Annotated in this window: 15 protein-coding genes; 7 read left to right on the top strand and 8 right to left on the bottom strand. The window is 68.6% G+C overall.

Translation table 11 applies throughout. The features are described 5' to 3' along the window. Positions 1–234 precede the first annotated feature (234 nt). The 4 genes from ABLE91_RS08155 to argB form a co-directional block, all read right to left on the bottom strand. Complete coding sequence (locus tag ABLE91_RS08155) at positions 235–879, bottom strand: TetR/AcrR family transcriptional regulator (RefSeq protein WP_348930220.1); 645 nt, start codon at positions 877–879, stop codon at positions 235–237. 81 nt (positions 880–960) lie between these two features. Continuing rightward, positions 961–1,806: a GNAT family N-acetyltransferase gene (locus ABLE91_RS08150; RefSeq protein WP_348930219.1), complete on the bottom strand. Its 846-nt coding sequence runs from the start codon at positions 1,804–1,806 to the stop codon at positions 961–963. Beyond that, entirely contained in the window at positions 1,803–2,507 is a 705-nt protein-coding gene (locus tag ABLE91_RS08145) for a pyrimidine 5'-nucleotidase (RefSeq protein ID WP_348930218.1), read from the bottom strand. The genes ABLE91_RS08150 and ABLE91_RS08145 overlap by 4 nt, the downstream gene beginning before the upstream one ends. 7 nt (positions 2,508–2,514) lie before the next feature. Further along, positions 2,515–3,420: an acetylglutamate kinase gene (argB, locus tag ABLE91_RS08140; RefSeq protein ID WP_348930217.1), complete on the bottom strand. Its 906-nt coding sequence runs from the start codon at positions 3,418–3,420 to the stop codon at positions 2,515–2,517. A gap of 179 nt (positions 3,421–3,599) precedes the next feature. On the opposite strand from argB, the gene ABLE91_RS08135 reads away from it, so the two are divergent. The 4 genes from ABLE91_RS08135 (at position 3,600) to ABLE91_RS08120 (ending at position 7,736) form a co-directional block, all read left to right on the top strand. Then, a complete protein-coding gene (locus tag ABLE91_RS08135) occupies positions 3,600–5,150 on the top strand; it encodes a DUF2339 domain-containing protein (protein ID WP_348930215.1) in 1,551 nt (516 codons plus the stop codon). 68 nt (positions 5,151–5,218) lie between these two features. Then, complete coding sequence (locus ABLE91_RS08130; RefSeq protein ID WP_348930213.1) at positions 5,219–6,355, top strand: alpha-D-ribose 1-methylphosphonate 5-triphosphate diphosphatase; 1,137 nt, start codon at positions 5,219–5,221, stop codon at positions 6,353–6,355. Positions 6,356–6,419: 64 nt separating this feature from the next. After that, positions 6,420–7,118, top strand: a complete 699-nt coding sequence (locus ABLE91_RS08125) for a DUF1045 domain-containing protein (protein WP_348930212.1) — start codon at positions 6,420–6,422, stop codon at positions 7,116–7,118. 3 nt (positions 7,119–7,121) lie between these two features. Further along, entirely contained in the window at positions 7,122–7,736 is a 615-nt protein-coding gene (locus tag ABLE91_RS08120; protein ID WP_348930210.1) for a DapH/DapD/GlmU-related protein, read from the top strand. A 216-nt stretch (positions 7,737–7,952) separates the two neighbouring features. On the opposite strand, the gene ABLE91_RS08115 is transcribed toward ABLE91_RS08120, so the two are convergent. Then, positions 7,953–8,852: a methyltransferase domain-containing protein gene (locus ABLE91_RS08115; protein WP_348930209.1), complete on the bottom strand. Its 900-nt coding sequence runs from the start codon at positions 8,850–8,852 to the stop codon at positions 7,953–7,955. A gap of 324 nt (positions 8,853–9,176) precedes the next feature. On the opposite strand from ABLE91_RS08115, the gene ABLE91_RS08110 reads away from it, so the two are divergent. Further along, positions 9,177–10,754: a multicopper oxidase family protein gene (locus ABLE91_RS08110; RefSeq protein WP_348930207.1), complete on the top strand. Its 1,578-nt coding sequence runs from the start codon at positions 9,177–9,179 to the stop codon at positions 10,752–10,754. A 27-nt stretch (positions 10,755–10,781) separates the two neighbouring features. Here ABLE91_RS08110 and ABLE91_RS08105 read toward each other — a convergent pair whose 3' ends face one another. From ABLE91_RS08105 to ABLE91_RS08095, 3 genes are all read right to left on the bottom strand, one after another. Then, complete coding sequence (locus ABLE91_RS08105; protein ID WP_348930205.1) at positions 10,782–11,759, bottom strand: Bug family tripartite tricarboxylate transporter substrate binding protein; 978 nt, start codon at positions 11,757–11,759, stop codon at positions 10,782–10,784. A 20-nt stretch (positions 11,760–11,779) separates the two neighbouring features. Next, a complete protein-coding gene (locus ABLE91_RS08100; RefSeq protein WP_348930204.1) occupies positions 11,780–12,157 on the bottom strand; it encodes an AtuA-related protein in 378 nt (125 codons plus the stop codon). A gap of 79 nt (positions 12,158–12,236) precedes the next feature. Then, complete coding sequence (locus ABLE91_RS08095; RefSeq protein WP_348930203.1) at positions 12,237–13,589, bottom strand: acyclic terpene utilization AtuA family protein; 1,353 nt, start codon at positions 13,587–13,589, stop codon at positions 12,237–12,239. Positions 13,590–13,693: 104 nt separating this feature from the next. Between ABLE91_RS08095 and ABLE91_RS08090 the strand changes: the two genes are divergently transcribed. Further along, positions 13,694–14,626 (top strand): LysR family transcriptional regulator, encoded by a 933-nt coding sequence (locus tag ABLE91_RS08090; RefSeq protein ID WP_348930201.1) that lies wholly within the window; start codon positions 13,694–13,696, stop codon positions 14,624–14,626. 45 nt (positions 14,627–14,671) lie between these two features. Continuing rightward, positions 14,672–15,916, top strand: coding sequence for a glycerate kinase type-2 family protein (locus ABLE91_RS08085; protein WP_348930199.1), 1,245 nt, complete (start codon positions 14,672–14,674; stop codon positions 15,914–15,916). The last annotated feature ends 45 nt before the right edge of the window (positions 15,917–15,961 follow it).

Below are 15,961 nucleotides of genomic sequence, written 5' to 3'. Positions count from 1 at the left end.
ATGAGCGGTGCGTCGTCTTGTCAAGCGGCGTGGGCTGTCGGCCGGAAAATTTCATGGATGATGAAACGCAGCCCAGGGCTCCAAAAAGCCGTCATGGCCGGGCTTGTCCCGGCCATCCACGGGGCGCCGCCGGGTGCTGGTCTGAGAGGTCTGTACGGGTGGATAGCCGTGGATGCCCGGGACAAGCCCGGGCATGACGGCGTATTCCACATCACAGCGCCCTCGGCGAATGTTCTAGTCCTGCGTCCGCGCGCCAAGCCCTTGCAGATACACAAGGACGCCCGCTTCCAGCAGGTCTTCCGGCGACATGGGCAGGGACCTTCGGGCGCCGTCGCCGCGGGCGAACAGGGCCGCGATGCCATGGGCGAGCGACCAGATGTGAAGGGCCATCATCAAGGCCGGGGGGCGGGAGGCGACGGGCAGCGTCGCGGCGATGGCCTCGGCGGCGGTGCGCAGCACGCCGAAAGCGCGGTCGCCGGCCGCGCGCATCTCCGGGCTGGCATCGAGCGGCACGCTCGCCTCGAACATGGCGGCATAATAAGCGGACTGCATGCGGGCAAAGGTGAGATAGGCCTTGCCCAGCCGGTCGAGAGCGGTGACGGGGTCGGGCCGGCCATTGTCCCAGGCGCGCAGCAGCGCTTCTTCGAATGCCTCGAAGCCGCGCCGGGCCACGTCCGCCATCAGCTCGTCGCGGTCGCGGAAATGCCGATAGGGCGCTGCCGGGCTGACGCCGGCCACGCGCGCCGCCTCGGCGAAGGTGAAGCCGCCCGGTCCCTTCTGCGCGATGAGTTCGAGCGCAGCGCGGACCAGCGCTTCCTTCAGATTGCCGTGGTGGTAGCCGCGCGGGCCCTCTCCACCGGGTTTCGACGACCAGCTCATAAGCGGGACCAGATCATGTAAGAGGTGCTTACATGAAGCGCGGGGCGCCGTCGATAGCAGGGTGTGGCGACCGTCACGGGCCTACCCCAGTTCGAAACTGGTGATCCCGAAGATCCGCTCCAGCGGCAGGGCTGGCGCCTCGCCCTTGTACATGCGCGCCGTCTCGAACACCGGTGCAAGGCCCGCATCCTCCGCCAGGGCGCGCGCCGCCGCGTTGGGCTCGGGCACGTCGAGGAAGAGCGGCTCGTCCGGGGCCGCCTCATGGGCCGCCGTAGAAAGGGCGGCATAGAGCGCCCGCGCCGTGTCGTCGTCCGCCGCGAAGAGGGGACCGATCTTGTGGCCCGCGCGGCAGCGGCGGACCACGCCATAGCCGGCCACGGCATCGTCCACGCGGGCGACAAGCGCCGTGCCCTGCGCCGGCGCCAGCCATTTCTCCAGGAAAAGCGGGCGGTCGAACAGGAAATGCTGGCGGTCGAAGCCGAGCACGCCCGGCATGGCCGAAATGTCGATGGCGGAGACGCCGCCCGCCCCCGGCAGCGCCATGGCCTTCCCGCCATAGCGGATGTTGCGGTGGGCAAGGGCGAAGCCCGAGCGCTGGTAATTCTCCAGCTGCGCCACCACGCCGTCGAGGCCGATGGTGCGATCGCCGAAGCGCTCCATGGCCGCGCGCCACACATTCATGCCGTGGCCTTGCCCGCGCATGTCCGGCCGGCAGATGTAGAAGCCGAGGAAGCCGAAGGCCTCCCCATAGGTGGCAGCGGAGATGCAGGCGACGAGTTCCTCGCCTTCGAAGGCGCCGAGGAAGGCGCCCTTGTCCTGCGCGAGGAAGGCGGCGGCATCGTCGAGCCCGGGATTCCAGCCCTCGCCCGCGGCCCATTCCATGGCGGTCCCGACCTCGTCGGGCGTCAGCGTCCGCACCTCGCTCATGAGTTCAGGCCCAGCTGCTCCAAGAACCCTGCGAGATCGTCCGTCACATGGTCCACATAGGCGGCCTCGCGGCCCTCGAATTCCCAGCTCTCGTTCGCCTCGATGCGCTCGTCCGGCGCCACCACCAGAACGGTGGCCATGCCGAGGCGGTGCGGCACTTCGAGGTTGCGGGCCAGGTCCTCGAACATGGCGGCCCGTTTTGGCTCCACCCCGTGGGCCCTGAGGAAGCGCTGGTAGGCCTCCTCGGTGGGCTTGGGGTGGAATTCGGCCGCGACGATGTCGTGGACGGCGGCGAAATGGCCGCCGAGGCCGAGCTTGCCGAGCACGTTCTTGGCGTGCTGCTCGGACCCGTTCGTATAGACGAGCTTGGTGCCGGGCAGCTGCTCGATGGCGGCCGCAAGGCGCGGGGAGGGATCGAGGTTCGACAGGTCCACGTCGTGGACATGCTCCAGGAACGGGGCCGGATCGAGGCCGTGCTCGATCATGAGGCCCCGCAGGGAGGTGCCGTAGCGCCGGTAATAATCCTTCTGCACCACGAAGGCTTCCTCGGGCGTGACCCCGAGGAAGTTCGCCACATAGTCGCGCATGCGCGCATCCAGCTGGCCCCAGAGGTCGTGCCGGGCGGGATAGAGCGTGTTGTCCAGGTCGAAGACCCAGGTCTCCACGCCCTCGAACCCGCGCAGGGTCTTCTCATCGATCATGATGGGCTCAGCGCTTGATGAGCGTTCCCGCCCCGTGATCGGTGAGCAGCTCCAGCAGCACCGAGTGCGGCACCTTCCCGTCCAGGATGACCACACCCTCGACGCCCTGCTCCAGGGCGTAGATGCAGGTTTCCACCTTCGGGATCATGCCGCCGGAGACGGTGCCGTCGGCGATCAGCCGGCGCGCCTCGGCGATGGTGAGCTCGGGAATGAGCTGCTTGTTCTTGTCGAGCACGCCGGGCACGTCAGTGAGCATGAGCAGGCGCTTGGCGCCGAGCGCCCCGGCGATGGCCCCGGCGAAGGTGTCGGCGTTCACGTTGTAGGTGCCGCCGTCCACCGCCGCCGCCACGGGGGCGAGAACCGGGATCAGCTCGCGGCCGAGGATCTGGTCGAGCACCATGGTGTCCACCGTGTCGGGCTCGCCCACGAAGCCGAGGTCCACCACCTGCTCGATCTTGCTGTCCGGGTCGGTGATGGTGCGGGTCGCCTTCCGGGCGACCACCATGTTGCCGTCCTTGCCGCACAGGCCGATGGCCTTGCCGCCCGCTTCGTTGATGAAGCCGACGATCTGCTTGTTGATGGAACCGGCCAGCACCATCTCGACGATCTCGATGGTGGCCTTGTCGGTGATGCGCAGGCCCGCCGCGAATTGCGACTTGATGCCGAGCTTCTCCAGCATGGCGCCGATCTGCGGGCCGCCGCCATGGACCACCACCGGGTTCACCCCGGACTGCTCCAGAAGCACGATGTCCTCGGCGAAGTGGCGGGCCACGCTCTCGTCGCCCATGGCATGGCCGCCATATTTCACCACGACGATGGCGTCGTCATACCGCTGCATGTGGGGGAGAGCCTTCGTGAGCACCTGGGCCTGGAGCTGGCCCTGCGCGTCGATCTCGGGGGTATGCGCGCTCATGGCGGGGGATCTTTCGTTTCGGGCGGGCGGGCGGGCGGGTTTTAGACCATCACCGCGAAAAGTTGAATGCCTCTTCCATAGGCCAATGATATGGCGGCCTCGCAACGACCACATTTGCCCTTACAGCGGTGTCGTGCGCGCCACCTTGGCGCAGCCTTATCTCCCCGGACCCTTTGCGAATGATCGTGGACCCGCACCCCGGCCGCCGACCCGCCGACCTCAGCCGCGGCCTCATCGCGCTGCTCTTCGTCCTGTGCCTTGCGGTGGTGGCGGTGCCGATCCTGACGCATCCGATCCCGCCCCTGTCGGACTATGTCAACCATCTCTCGCGCATGCAGATCATCGCGAAGCTGCCGACCGACCCCGACCTCAAGCGCTATTATTCCCTGGAATGGGCGGTGATCCCCAATCTCATGATGGACATGCTGGTGCCCATCATCGACAAGTTCGCGGACATCTATGTCGCCGGCGAGATCTACACGCTCTCCTGCTTCGCCCTCATCGCCTTCGGCACGCTGGCGCTCAACCGGGCGCTGTTCGGCACCTGGTCGGCCACCGCGCTTCTGGCCTTTCCGCTGCTCTATAACGGCATCTTCCTCATCGGGGTGATGAACTACATCTTCGGCATCGGCCTCGCGCTCGTCGCGCTCGCTTGCTGGGTCTTCCTGCGTGAGAGCTGGGCGCGCTTCGCCGTCTCGGCGGCCTTCATCGTCGCGCTGTTCTTCTGCCACCTGGTGGCGCTGGGCATCTATGGCATCGGGCTTCTGTCGTATGAAATCTCGCGCCTGATGGACACCCGCGGCACGCCGCTGCGCCCGCGCCTCATGGCCTTCTGCGCCGCGGGCCTGCCGTTCCTCATCGTGCTGCCGCTGATGTGGATGAGCCCGACCCTCGGCCTGTCCAGCCAGAATTACTGGCAGCCGCAGGGCAAGGTGGACGGCGTCGAATTCGTCATCAACGTCTATTACGACGTGGTCGCCTTCGCGCTCACGGGCGTGGTGATCATTTCCGGCGTCTGGGCCCTGCGGCACGGGCTGGTGCGCACCGCCACCTTCCTCATGCCCCTATTGATCGTCGGCGGGGCGATCTACCTGATCATGCCGCGCACCGCCTTCGCCACCTACATGGCCGACCAGCGCCTGCCGGCGGCCCTCGCCTTCATGGTGGTGGCGGCGGTGCGGGTGGATCTGCGCCACCGCATGGTGCGGCAGGGGTTCGGCATCATCCTCATCGCCCTTCTGGCCATCCGGGTGGGAGAAGTGCAGCTGGTGTGGGACCGCCTTTCCCATTGGACGGAATCGTTCCAGGAATCGGTGGGCAAGATCACGCGCGGGTCCCGCGTCCTCGTGGTCTATGCCGACCCGCGGGGCGGCTCGAACCCCACCGATCTCGGCCTCGTCCATGCGGCCTGCCTCGCCATCATCGAGAAATCGGCTTTGGTGACCACCGCCTTCACCGTGGCGGGAAAGCAGATCCTCAGGGTGAACCCGCCCTATCGGGACTTCGTGGACACCGAGGACGGCAACCCGCCCACGCTGGAGCAGATGCTGCTGAGCGCGGATGACCCGACCCCCGACGGCCCGCGCTATTGGGACCTCTGGCCGAAGCATTTCAACTATGTCTATCTGCTCTTCACCGAGCGGGGCGATCTCAACCCCGACCCGGACCGCCTTACCCTGGTGCAGGAAGGCTCCCGGTTCCAGCTCTACCGGGTGAAGCAACCTGCGTGACGGTCACGCCGCCGTCACGATGGCATGACACAGCGGGCCGCGCCCCGCCCTTCAAGGACTAGATCCCCGTGCCCGAGACCGTGCTGACGAACGCCCAGCTTCTGCTCGAAGACCGGGTCGAGGAGGGCACGATCCTCATCCGGGACGGCCGGATCGCCGCCATCGATGCGGGCCGCTCGCATTTGCCCGGCGCGGTGGATTGCGCGGGCGACTATCTCGGCCCCGGCCTCATCGATCTGCACACGGACGCGCTGGAGAACCATTTCGTGCCCCGCCCGAAAGTGGTGTGGCCGGACAAGCGCGCCGCCGCCCTCGCCCATGACGGGCAGATGGTGGCCTCCGGCGTGACCACCGTGTTCGACGCCTTGTCCGCCGGCGGGTTCGACCAGGCCAAATCCATCCGCAAGGAATTGTTCGCGCAGATGCTGGAGGCGGTGGAAGCGGGCGCGCCTTTGTTCCGGGCCGACCACCGCATCCATCTGCGCTGCGAATTGACCGACCCCGGCGTGGTGGAGCTGGTGGAGCCGGAGCTCACCCGCCCCATTGTCGGCCTCGCTTCCCTCATGGACCATACGCCCGGCGCGCGGCAGTGGCGCAATCTCGAGCATCTGCGCACCTTCCTCCTCGGCATCGGCAAGACCGCGCCGGAGGTGGACCAGGAACTGCGCGATCGCACCGAGCGCGGCCGGGCGGCGGTGGCCGGCAATTTCGAGCGGCTCGCGGCCCTGCTGCGGGAAACGCAGATCGTGCGCGCCAGCCATGACGACACCACTTTGGAGCACGTGGCCGAGGCACAGGCGGCGGGCTGCACCATTTCCGAATTCCCCACCACCCTGGAGGCCGCCGGCGCCGCCCACAAAGCGGGCCTCACCACCATCGGCGGGGCGCCCAACGTGGTGCGCGGCGGCTCCCATTCCGGCGGCGTCGCCATGAAGGATCTTGCCGCCGCCGGCCTCCTCGACGCGCTCGCCTCGGACTATGTGCCGGCCAGCATGCTCCAGGCGGTGGCGGTGCTGGGGCGCGAGGGCGGCATCGGCCTGCCCGCCGCCATGGCCCTCGTCACTTCCGCCCCCGCCCGCATGGCGGGCCTGGAGGATCGCGGCCGCCTCGCTCTCGGCCTGCGCGCCGATCTGGTGCGCTTCCGGATGGTGGAGGGCACCCCCATCGTGCGCGAGGTTCTGGTGGAGGGCGCGCGGGTCTTCTAAACAGGTTCGAGGGCGCCATCCCGGGCCGGGATGGCTGAGGCCGACATTTCCGGGAGGTGCCGACGTGTCCGTGCGTTACGCCGTCTATCTCGCGCCGCCCCCCGACAGTTTCCTCTGGGCCTTCGGCTCCTCCATCCTCGGCTATGACGCCGCCTCCGGTGGCGCCCTCACCCCTCCGGACCTTCCGGGCTTCGATGCCGAAACTTGGCACGATCTCACCGCCGAGCCCCGGCGCTACGGCTTCCACGGCACGCTGAAGGCGCCCTTCCGCCTTGCCGAGGGCCGCAGCGAGGCGGACCTCTTCAGTGCTTTGGCTGAGGTGGCGCAGGAGCATCACGGCTTCGAACTCGGCGCCTTGAGCGTGCGCGAGATCGGCACCTTCATCGCTTTGGTGCCGTCCGGCCCCGTGCCGGCGCTTCTCGACCTCGCCGGCTGCGCGGTGGTGGACCTTGATGCGTACCGCGCCCCCTTGAGCGAGCAGGAGATCGCGCGCCGCCGGCCGAACGGGCTCTCCCCGCGCCAGCGGGAGTATCTCGACCGCTACGGCTATCCTTACGTGCTGGAAGAATTCCGCTTCCACATGACCCTTACCGGGTCCCTGGAGGATGGCGTGCGCTCCCATGCCTGCAACGCCTTGAGCGAAGCCTTCATCGCCTCCGGCGCCAACATGCCGCTGGAGGTGTTCGACCTCGCGCTCTACCGCCAGGATGCGCCGGACGAGCGCTTCCGCATTGTCCACCGCACGCCCCTGCGCAGGGTGTGACCCATGAAGAAGCTCGGCGTCGACCCCACGCTCGACCCCACCGCGCGGCTGACCCGCAGCGCGCTTGGCCGCTACACGGAAGTGGGCTCGCGGGTGACGCTTCTGGAAGTGGAGATGGGCGACTATTCCTATGTGGAGCATGATTCCGACATCGCCTATTCGGGCATCGGCAAATTCTGCTCCATCGCCTCCATGGTGCGGATCAATCCCGGCAACCATCCCATGTGGCGGGCGAGCCAGAACCATTTCACCTATCGCGCCGCCGCCTATTTCGATGATGCGCAGGACGATGCTGACTTCTTCCAGTGGCGGCGCGACCACCGTGTCACCATCGGCCATGACGTGTGGATCGGCCACGGGGCCATCATCCTGCCGGGTCGCACCATCGGCACCGGGGCGGTGATCGCGGCCGGGGCGGTGGTGACGAAGGATGTGGCGCCCTACACCATCGTCGCCGGCGTGCCCGCGCGGGAGGTGAAGCGGCGGTTCCCCGAGGCCGTGGGCGCGCGGCTGATGGCGCTTTCCTGGTGGGACTGGAGCCACGACCGGCTGCGGGCCGCGCTGGAGGATTTCCGCGCGCTGCCGGTGGAAGGGTTTCTGGAGAAGCATGGGGGGTAGGGCTTGTCCTGGACAAGTGAACGCGCAGCGCGAACGCAGGTCCGGGACCCAGCGCAAGACTCCGGCGAAGCCGTCAACCCGCGACCAGCGTAAAGAGCATCTCCGCCGCGCAGCGTCGCAGATGGGTTGAAGCGCCTTCGGCGGTTCCTTGCGCTGGGTCCCGGGTCGCATTCCACTGCGCTGCGCTTCGTTTCATGCGCCCAGGACAAGGCGCCTCTACCGCCTCCCCGTCACATCCCCCGTCCCCTGCTCCACCGTCCCCAGCGCATCCGCCAGCCGCATCTTGGCCGAGCCGGGGCGCAGCGGCTTCTGCTGGCTCTCGTGCGGCACCCAGCCGGAGAGCCAGACGATCTCGAACGTCGCCCTGACGCGCCCGTCCGCGTCCGCATAGCGCTCGGAATAGGCCCCCGCCGCCCGCGACAGGGTCTCCCGGCGCAGCGGCACCCGGCGGCGCTCGGCCAGTGCATTCGTCGCGCCCATGCAGCGCAGGTCCGCGAACAGGGCGAAGGGATTGGAATAGCGCACCGTCACCCGGTCCACGTCCGTCACTGGCAGGGCGAAGCCGGCGCGCTGGAGCAGGCCGCCGAGGTCGCGCACGTCCACGAAGGGCGCGACGCGGGGAGAGACGCCGCCGATGGTCTCGCTCTCGGCCACGGCGAACACCTCGCGCAGCTCGGCGAGGCTCGCGCCGCCGATCATGGCGGCGAGGAACAGGCCGTCCGGCTTCAAGGCGCGGCGGATCTGGGCGAAGACGCCGGGAAGGTCGTTGACGTTCTGCAGGGCCAAAGCCGAGACCACGAGATCCAGCGACGCGTCGGCGAAGGGGAGGGCCTCTTCATCGGCCACCACCGCCGGAGTTTCGCCATTCAGCCCCAGGGGCAGCGGAGCGGCCCGGATGAGGCTCTTCACCATGGGCGCGGCGTGAAGCGCCCGCACCACGGCATCCGTGGGCGTCCCGAGGTCCAGCGCGCGATGGAAGGTCCGCTTCACCGCGCCGACGCGCTCGGCCATGTCGTCGGCCACGCGGTCCACCAGGAATTCCGCAGGCCCCAGCATCGCGGCTCGGGCGAGCCGGCGGCGCAGCAGGGCGCGGTCGAAGACGAGAGGAGCACTCATGGCCTTGATATAAGCGCTAAAAGGCCGCCTTGCATCCTCGGGCCTCGGCTGGCCGCGCCCAGCGGCGAGACGCGCGCTGGCGCCTCCGCCCAAGGGCTGATGGGGCGCACGCCGGGGTCGCCGTGGCCGGTGCCAGACAAATCTTGTGCCAGCGATGGCTTGCAGCGCCTTGGGGACAGCAAACGTCCAAGAAATACCTCGACCAAACATAAGCCTCGCAGTAAGGCTCGAGCGTCCATCGCGGTTCTGCTTCGCCGTTTCCCTCCAATCCTCGAAGACCACCCGGAACTCCCCCACCCGGAACTCCCTCTGGAGCTTATGCCTATGCCTTCCCCAAGCGAACGGTCGGTTCAATCCCCCGCGCGCCGCCGCCTTTTGCTGAGTGGCGCAGGGCTCGGCACATTGCTCCTGGCCTCCGGGGCGCTGGGCACGCTGTTCATGCGCCGCAGCGCGGCGGACGATGCCATGGACATGGGCGGCGACCACCGGCATCGCGGCGTGCCGCGCGCGCCCTGGGACAGGAATGCGGCGCTGGTGGAGCCCGAGATCCGCCGCTCGGCCGGCGGCGAGCTGCGCACCAGCCTGCGCGTCGCCTATGCCTACAAGAATATCGGCGGCTACCGGCTCGCTCTGCGCATGTATGAAGGCAACATCCCCGCCCCGACGCTGCGGGTGCAGCCGGGCGACGTGCTGCGCATCCGGCTCGACAACCAGCTGCCGCCGAACCCCGACCCCATGCCGGCGGACATGACGCTGCCGCACCATTTCAACTCGACGAATTTTCATTTCCATGGCGGGCATGTGAGCCCCGGCGGCATCGCCGACAATGTGTTCCGCGTGATGGAGCCGGGGCAGGGTTACGACATTGAGATCGCCATTCCGGCAGACCATCCGCGCGGTACTTATTGGTATCATCCGCACAAGCATGGCAGCGCCGACATCCAGATGGTGAGCGGCATGTCCGGCGTGCTGATCATCGAGGGCGATTTCGACGATATTCCCGAGATCAAGGCCGCCGCCGAGCAGGTGCTGCTCCTCAACGAGGTGCTGTTCGACTATCGCGGCACCATCGAGACCTACGACACGGTGTGGCCCGAGGCGGTGCCGCGCTTCCTCTCTGTCAACGGCCAGCGCGAGCCGGTCATCCGCATGCGGCCGGGTGAGGTGCGGCGCTGGCGCATTGTGCATACGGGCCATGAGGACAATCTCAACCTCGCCCTCGACGGGCACGCCCTCACCGCCATCGCCTTCGACGGCATAAGGCGGCCGGAGATGGCGCGCAGCGACGCGCTGCTCATGGCGCCGGGCCAGCGCGCCGACGTGCTGGTGAAGGCCGGCGTACCGGGAACCTACATGTTGCGGGCCATTGCCAACGACCAGGGCTATCCCTCGCCCACTGGGCCGCTGGCGCGGCTCATCGTGGAGGGCGAGCCGCTGCCCATGCCGCTCCCCAAAACGCTGGGGGGAAAATCACCGCTGAAGGCGATCGGCGCCGCCGAGGTCACCAACAGGCGCCTCCTGACGCTGGAGGCCGTGATGCCGGAATATCCGCCGGCCGGGAACTACCAGGAGTTCACCTATCTCATCTGCGGCCGTGCCTTCGACCCGCAGAGGGTCGACCACCGCATTCCCCTGGGCGCGGTGGAGGAGTGGAGGGTGGTCAATGAGGATGAGAGCGACCACGTCTTCCACATCCACACCAACCCGTTCCAGATGGTGGCGGTGAACGACCAGCCGGTGGCCGTTGAGGATTGGCGCGACACGGTGGTGGTGCCGCGCAAAGGCAGCGTCACCTTCCGCACCCGCTTCCTCGACTTCACCGGCCGCTTCGTCCTGCACTGCCACATGATGAACCATGAGGAACTGGGCATGATGCAGATCGTCGAGGTGTACGACGCCTGAGGCGCCGTTCCTCCGAGGTGTGGACCCTCATTCCGGCTCGATGCCGGCGGCCTTCACGATCTCGGCCCACTTCTTCGTCTCCGCATCCACGAAGGCGGCAAGCTCGGCGGGGGTGGAGGACGACGGCTCGATGCCGGCGGTGATGAGGGCGTCCTGCACGCTTTTCTCGCCCATGGCTTTGACGAACGCCTTGTTGAGGATGTCCACCGCGTCCTTCGGCGTCTTGGCCGGGGCGAAGGCGGCGAACCAGGCGGTGAGCTCATAGCCCTTCAGGCCCGCCTCCCGCATGGTGGGAAGCTCCGGCGCCAGCGGCGAGCGCTCGGCGCTCGACACGCCCAGCGCCTTCAGCTTGCCGGCGCGGGCGGAGGGAAGGGTCGTGGAGATGTCGGCGAACATGAGCTGGATCTGCCCGCCGAGAAGATCGCTCACTGCCTGGGGATTGGACTTGTAGGGCACGTAGAGAATGTCCACTCCGGCGGAGGATTTCAGCATCTCCACCGCAAGGCGCGAGGAGGTGGAACCGGCGCCGAAGGAGAGCTTGCCGGGATTGGCCTTGGCATAGGCGATCAGCTCCTGCGTGCTGTTGGCCGCCACCGAGGGGTTCACCACCAGCGCCAGCGTGATGGAGCCGAGCTTGGAGATGGGCTCGAAATCCTTCACGTGGTCGTAAGAGAGCTTCTTCACCAGCGCCTGGTTGGAGGCGTGGGTGGAGTTGGAGGTGATGAGGATGGTGTAGCCATCCGGCGCCGCGCGGGCCACCTGGGAGGCGGCGATCTGGCCGTTTGCCCCCGGCACATTCTCCACCACCACGGGCTGGCCCAGCTGCTGGGAGACGTTCTGGCCGAGCACGCGGGCGAGGGTGTCCGTGGCGCTGCCGGCGGTGAAGGGCACGATGAATTTGATGGCCTTGGTGGGATAGGTCTGGGCTGCGGCGGGCGCCGCGCCGGCGAGCATCAAGGCAAGGCCGGCGAGGAGCGTGGACCTTCGGGTGAATGGCGTATGCATGGGCTGTTTCCTCCGGGATTTCAGGTGGTTTTGACGGTCGTTTCTTGGGCGATATCGCTGAGCGCCTGGAGCACGTCTTCGGTCGCCTCCAGCTCCAGTTCCAGCAGGTGGAAGGAGAGGGACTTGCCGTGGCCGTCGAGGCCGAGCGAGGCGTTGACGCCGCCGTCCAGCACATCGTCCAGCACGAAGTTGAAGGCGTGGAGGTTCGGCAGATCGTAGCGCACCACCTTGGAGGGCCGGCGGGCCGCGAACTGGGCGGCGACCCGCTCCGGCGTCACCTGCACGGCGATGGCGGCATAGGCCGCCGGCGTGCGGCAGATGAGGGCGATGTTGAGCCGGTTGCCTTTGTCGCCCGCGCGGGCATGGGCGAGGCGATGGAGGGGGACGAGGTTCGTCATGCCGCGCCTCCGAACAGCGTGGCGCGCGGGGCGGTGAGGGACCGTTCCACGAGGCAGGAAGCGCTGGCGAGGCGCGCCGTCATATGCCGCCGCACGCCCGCGCCCCCGGCGGGTCCGGCGCAATAGAGGCCTTCCACTTCGTCCAGCAGGAGGTCGAGGGCGGCCTTGTCGGTGGACTGGGCGGCGAAGCGCAGGCGGATGTCTTGGGGGGTGTCCACCGGAACCGGCGCCAAGCTCCCTCTCCCGCTTGCGGGAGAGGGGGCGGATGGTGCGCGGGGGAGGGGAGCAGCCCATCCAGCGTCTCCCCCGCCGTGTCGTTGAACACGCTCGAAACCCCGATGGCATCCACCCGCAGCTTCAGGCCCGGCGCGCGGCGGGCGATGCGGGTGCGCACCACGTCGGCTGCGAGGCGCGCGCGGGCGTCGGCGTTGGGGCCGGCATAGGAGATTTCCGCTTCCGCCAGATATCCCGCCTCGAAGCAGACGGTGGCCTTCAGCGTCTCCGGCCGCGGTTTTCCCCGTGCGCCGCTGACGCGCACGCGGTCTGCGCCGATCTCCTCGATGCGCGCCGCGGTGATGTCCATCACCACATCGGGGGTGAGATAGGCGGCGGGGTCGTGGATCTCGTAGAGCATCTGCTCGGCCACGGTGAAACGGTCGATGCGCCCGCCCGTGCCCTCGGGCTTGGAGAGAATGAACGTGCCGTCGCGGGAGACTTCCGCGATGGGAAAGCCCACTTCGTCGAGGCCCGGCACGTCCTTGATGCCGGGGTCCGCGAAATAGCCCCCGGACACCTGGCTCCCGCATTCCAGTAGGTGCCCCACCAGCGTGCCGGCCGCCAGCAGGTCCCATTCATCCTCCACCCAGCCGAACACGTGCATGAGCGGCCCGAGGGCCAGCGCCGGGTCGGCCACGCGGCCGGTGACCACGATGTCTGCGCCGAGATCGAGCGCCTCGGCGATGGCGGAGGCGCCGATATAGGCATCGGCAGACGTGATGTCCGCGCGCCCGCGCAGCAGCGCGCCGCCGGTCTCGCGGGCGGCGAATTCTTCGACGCTCAATTTGCCGGTGAGGTCCGAGCCGGTGACGACGCCGATGCGCGCCTCATGCCCGGCCGCGCGGGCCATGGCGGCGATGCGGGCGGCGGCGGCTCCGGGATTGGCCGCGCCGAAATTGCCGATGATGCGGATGCCGGAGGCGAGGCAGGTGGCGAGCACCGGCGCCAGGAATTTTTCCATGGCCGGGCTGTAGCCCTTGGCCGGGTCCGTGCGCCGGGCGAGCTGGCACAAAGCCAGCGTGCGTTCTGCCAGGGTCTCGAAAATGAGGAAGCGCGGGCCGTCCAGCTTGGACAGCGCCTCGGTCACGGGAATGGCCGCATCCGTGCGATCGCCGGCAAAGCCCGCGCCGGAGCCGATGCGCACCATGTCCGCCATAAGCCTTCCTCCACATCGCCCATCTTTGCGGGCGTCGGGGAAGGCTGAGGCAAGATATTCATCGCGTCAAATAATGTGTATATATAATTTCATAAGGTAGAGCGATGAATATCACCGTCCGCCAATTGGAAGTCTTCGCTGGCGCCGCCCGCGCCCTGAGCTTCACGGAAGCCGCAAAGCAGCTCGGCATCTCCCAGCCCGCGCTCTCCGAGAGCATCCGGCGCATGGAGGCGGAACTGGGCTTCCGCCTGTTCGACCGCACCACCCGCCGCCTCGCCCTCACCAAGGAGGGCCGCGCTTTGGCCGGCCTTGCGGAGGAGGTGGCGCGGGATGTGCGCGACGGCCTTGCCGACATCGCCGCCCGGGGCGGGCGCCGGCCGCGGGTGACCGTGGCGCTGCTGCCGTCCATCGCGTCCGCCCTCCTGCCGGGCGCGGCCGACGCGCTGCGCCAATCCTTCCCCGATGCGGAACTGTCCGTCTGCGACGTGCTGCACGAGCGGGCGGTGGCCATGGTGGAGGACGGCATTGCGGACCTCGCCGTCACCATGCGCCCGGCCAGCGATCTGCTGGACTATGAGCCTCTGGGCTCCGACCGCGCCCACCTCCTCATGCGGCGCGACTATCCCCTCGCCGGGCGCGGACCCATCCCCTGGAGCGCGCTCACCGGCCACGCCTTCGTGGCGCTCGCCCGCAGCACCTCGGTGCGCAAGCTGGTGGATGGCGGCCTCGCCGCCGCCGACGTGGCGGTGGTGCCGCGCTTCGAGGTGGAGCAGATCCCCTCCGCCGTGGCTTTGGTGGCGGCGGGGCTCGGGGTGACGGCGCTTCCCGAGCTGACCTTCGCCATGTTCCCCCGCCAGGGCCTCGTCACCCGCCTCCTCGACCGGCCGCAGGTGTCCAGGGCCTTCGGCCTCATCACCCGCGCGGAACGGCCGCTCTCCCCCGCTGCTGCGGCGCTGGCGGCGGGGCTGCGCGCGGCGGCGGCTGCGTCTCGGCCATTGATCGGCGGGGGCAGGGCGGCTACTGAGCGGGCGTCATAAGAACCGAGCCCCTCAGGGACCGGCGTGTATCTTGAGGGAGCCGCCATGCCGTCCGATAAAGACATCCTCCTCGCTTTGTTCGAGGCCGCCCTTGCCGCCGCTCTGCCGGAAGGCAAGTTTGCGGGCCGCCTGCCCGAGCCGCCCAAGGGGCGCACCATCGTGCTCGGCGCCGGCAAGGCCTCCGCCCGCATGGCGCGCGCCTTCGAGGAAGAATGGGGCCGGCCCTGCGAGGGGCTCATCGTCACCCGCTACGGCCATGGCTGCGAGACGCAGCACATCGAGATCGTCGAGGCGGCCCATCCGGTGCCGGACGCGGCGGGCTACCGCGCTGCGCAGCGTATCCTGGAACTGGCCCGCTCGGCGGGGCCGGACGATCTCGTCATCTGCCTCATGTCCGGGGGCGCCTCCGCGCTTCTGACCCTGCCGGCGGAGGGCATGACGCTGGAGGACAAGCAGGCGCTCAACAAGGCGCTGCTGAAGTCCGGTGCGCCCATCGGGGTGATGAACAAGGTGCGCAAGGCGGTCTCCGCCATCAAGGGCGGGCGCCTCGCCGCCGCCATCGCTCCCGCGCGCTGCGTCACCTATCTCATCTCCGACGTGCCGGGGGACGATCCCGGCGCCATCGGCTCCGGCCCCACCATTCCCGAGGCGTCAGACCCGGAAGCCGTGCTTGCCCTCATGCGCCGCTATGAGGTGGCGGTGACGCCGGAGATGGAAAAGGTCATCCGCGCCAACACCGTCTCCGGCGATCCCCTGCCGGGGCAGGAGGTGCACATGATCGCCACCCCGCTCATGGCGCTTGAGGCGGCCGAGGCGAAGGCGCGCGAACTGGGCCTCACACCGCTCATCCTTGGTGACGCCATCGAGGGCGAGGCGCGGGAAGCCGCGACCGTGTTCGCCGGCATCGCCCGTTCGGCGGCGGCGCACGGGGTGCCGGTGAAGGCGCCGGCGGTGCTGCTCTCCGGCGGTGAGACGACTGTGACGGTGCGCGGCAAGGGGCGCGGCGGGCGGAACGTGGAATTCCTGCTGGCGCTCGCCCTCGCGCTGAAGGGCGAGGCCGGCATCTCCGCCATCGCCTGCGACACGGACGGGGTGGACGGCACCGAGGACAATGCGGGGGCGTGGTTCGACGCGACCATTCTGGAGGCGGCGGCGAAGGCCGGCCTCAAGCCGCTGGACATGCTCGCCGATAATGACGGCTACAGCTTCTTCGAAGGGGTGGACCGGCTGGTGAAGACCGGGCCGACCCTGACCAATGTGAACGATTTTCGGGCGATTTTGGTGCGGTAGGAGGCTATCTCCCCGAAGCGCAACAAGCTCCCTCTCCCGCTTGCG

The organism is Aquabacter albus (genome assembly GCF_040049275.1).
GTDB lineage: Bacteria > Pseudomonadota > Alphaproteobacteria > Rhizobiales > Xanthobacteraceae > Aquabacter.
Note: the sequence above shows the minus strand (reverse complement) of the source record. Positions and strands in the feature narration are given on the sequence as shown.

What these genes read in the sequence shown, in the direction of transcription:
- ABLE91_RS08095 (WP_348930203.1), bottom strand. Translation starts at nt 13,589, where the DNA reads ATGGCGGACATGGTGCGCATCGGCTCCGGCGCGGGCTTTGCCGGCGAT.
- ABLE91_RS08085 (WP_348930199.1), top strand. Translation starts at nt 14,672, where the DNA reads ATGCCGTCCGATAAAGACATCCTCCTCGCTTTGTTCGAGGCCGCCCTT.
- ABLE91_RS08105 (WP_348930205.1), bottom strand. Translation starts at nt 11,759, where the DNA reads ATGCATACGCCATTCACCCGAAGGTCCACGCTCCTCGCCGGCCTTGCC.
- ABLE91_RS08145 (WP_348930218.1), bottom strand. Translation starts at nt 2,507, where the DNA reads ATGATCGATGAGAAGACCCTGCGCGGGTTCGAGGGCGTGGAGACCTGG.
- ABLE91_RS08090 (WP_348930201.1), top strand. Translation starts at nt 13,694, where the DNA reads ATGAATATCACCGTCCGCCAATTGGAAGTCTTCGCTGGCGCCGCCCGC.
- ABLE91_RS08155 (WP_348930220.1), bottom strand. Translation starts at nt 879, where the DNA reads ATGAGCTGGTCGTCGAAACCCGGTGGAGAGGGCCCGCGCGGCTACCAC.
- ABLE91_RS08110 (WP_348930207.1), top strand. Translation starts at nt 9,177, where the DNA reads ATGCCTTCCCCAAGCGAACGGTCGGTTCAATCCCCCGCGCGCCGCCGC.
- ABLE91_RS08135 (WP_348930215.1), top strand. Translation starts at nt 3,600, where the DNA reads ATGATCGTGGACCCGCACCCCGGCCGCCGACCCGCCGACCTCAGCCGC.
- ABLE91_RS08150 (WP_348930219.1), bottom strand. Translation starts at nt 1,806, where the DNA reads ATGAGCGAGGTGCGGACGCTGACGCCCGACGAGGTCGGGACCGCCATG.
- ABLE91_RS08115 (WP_348930209.1), bottom strand. Translation starts at nt 8,852, where the DNA reads ATGAGTGCTCCTCTCGTCTTCGACCGCGCCCTGCTGCGCCGCCGGCTC.
- ABLE91_RS08100 (WP_348930204.1), bottom strand. Translation starts at nt 12,157, where the DNA reads ATGACGAACCTCGTCCCCCTCCATCGCCTCGCCCATGCCCGCGCGGGC.
- ABLE91_RS08120 (WP_348930210.1), top strand. Translation starts at nt 7,122, where the DNA reads ATGAAGAAGCTCGGCGTCGACCCCACGCTCGACCCCACCGCGCGGCTG.
- argB (WP_348930217.1), bottom strand. Translation starts at nt 3,420, where the DNA reads ATGAGCGCGCATACCCCCGAGATCGACGCGCAGGGCCAGCTCCAGGCC.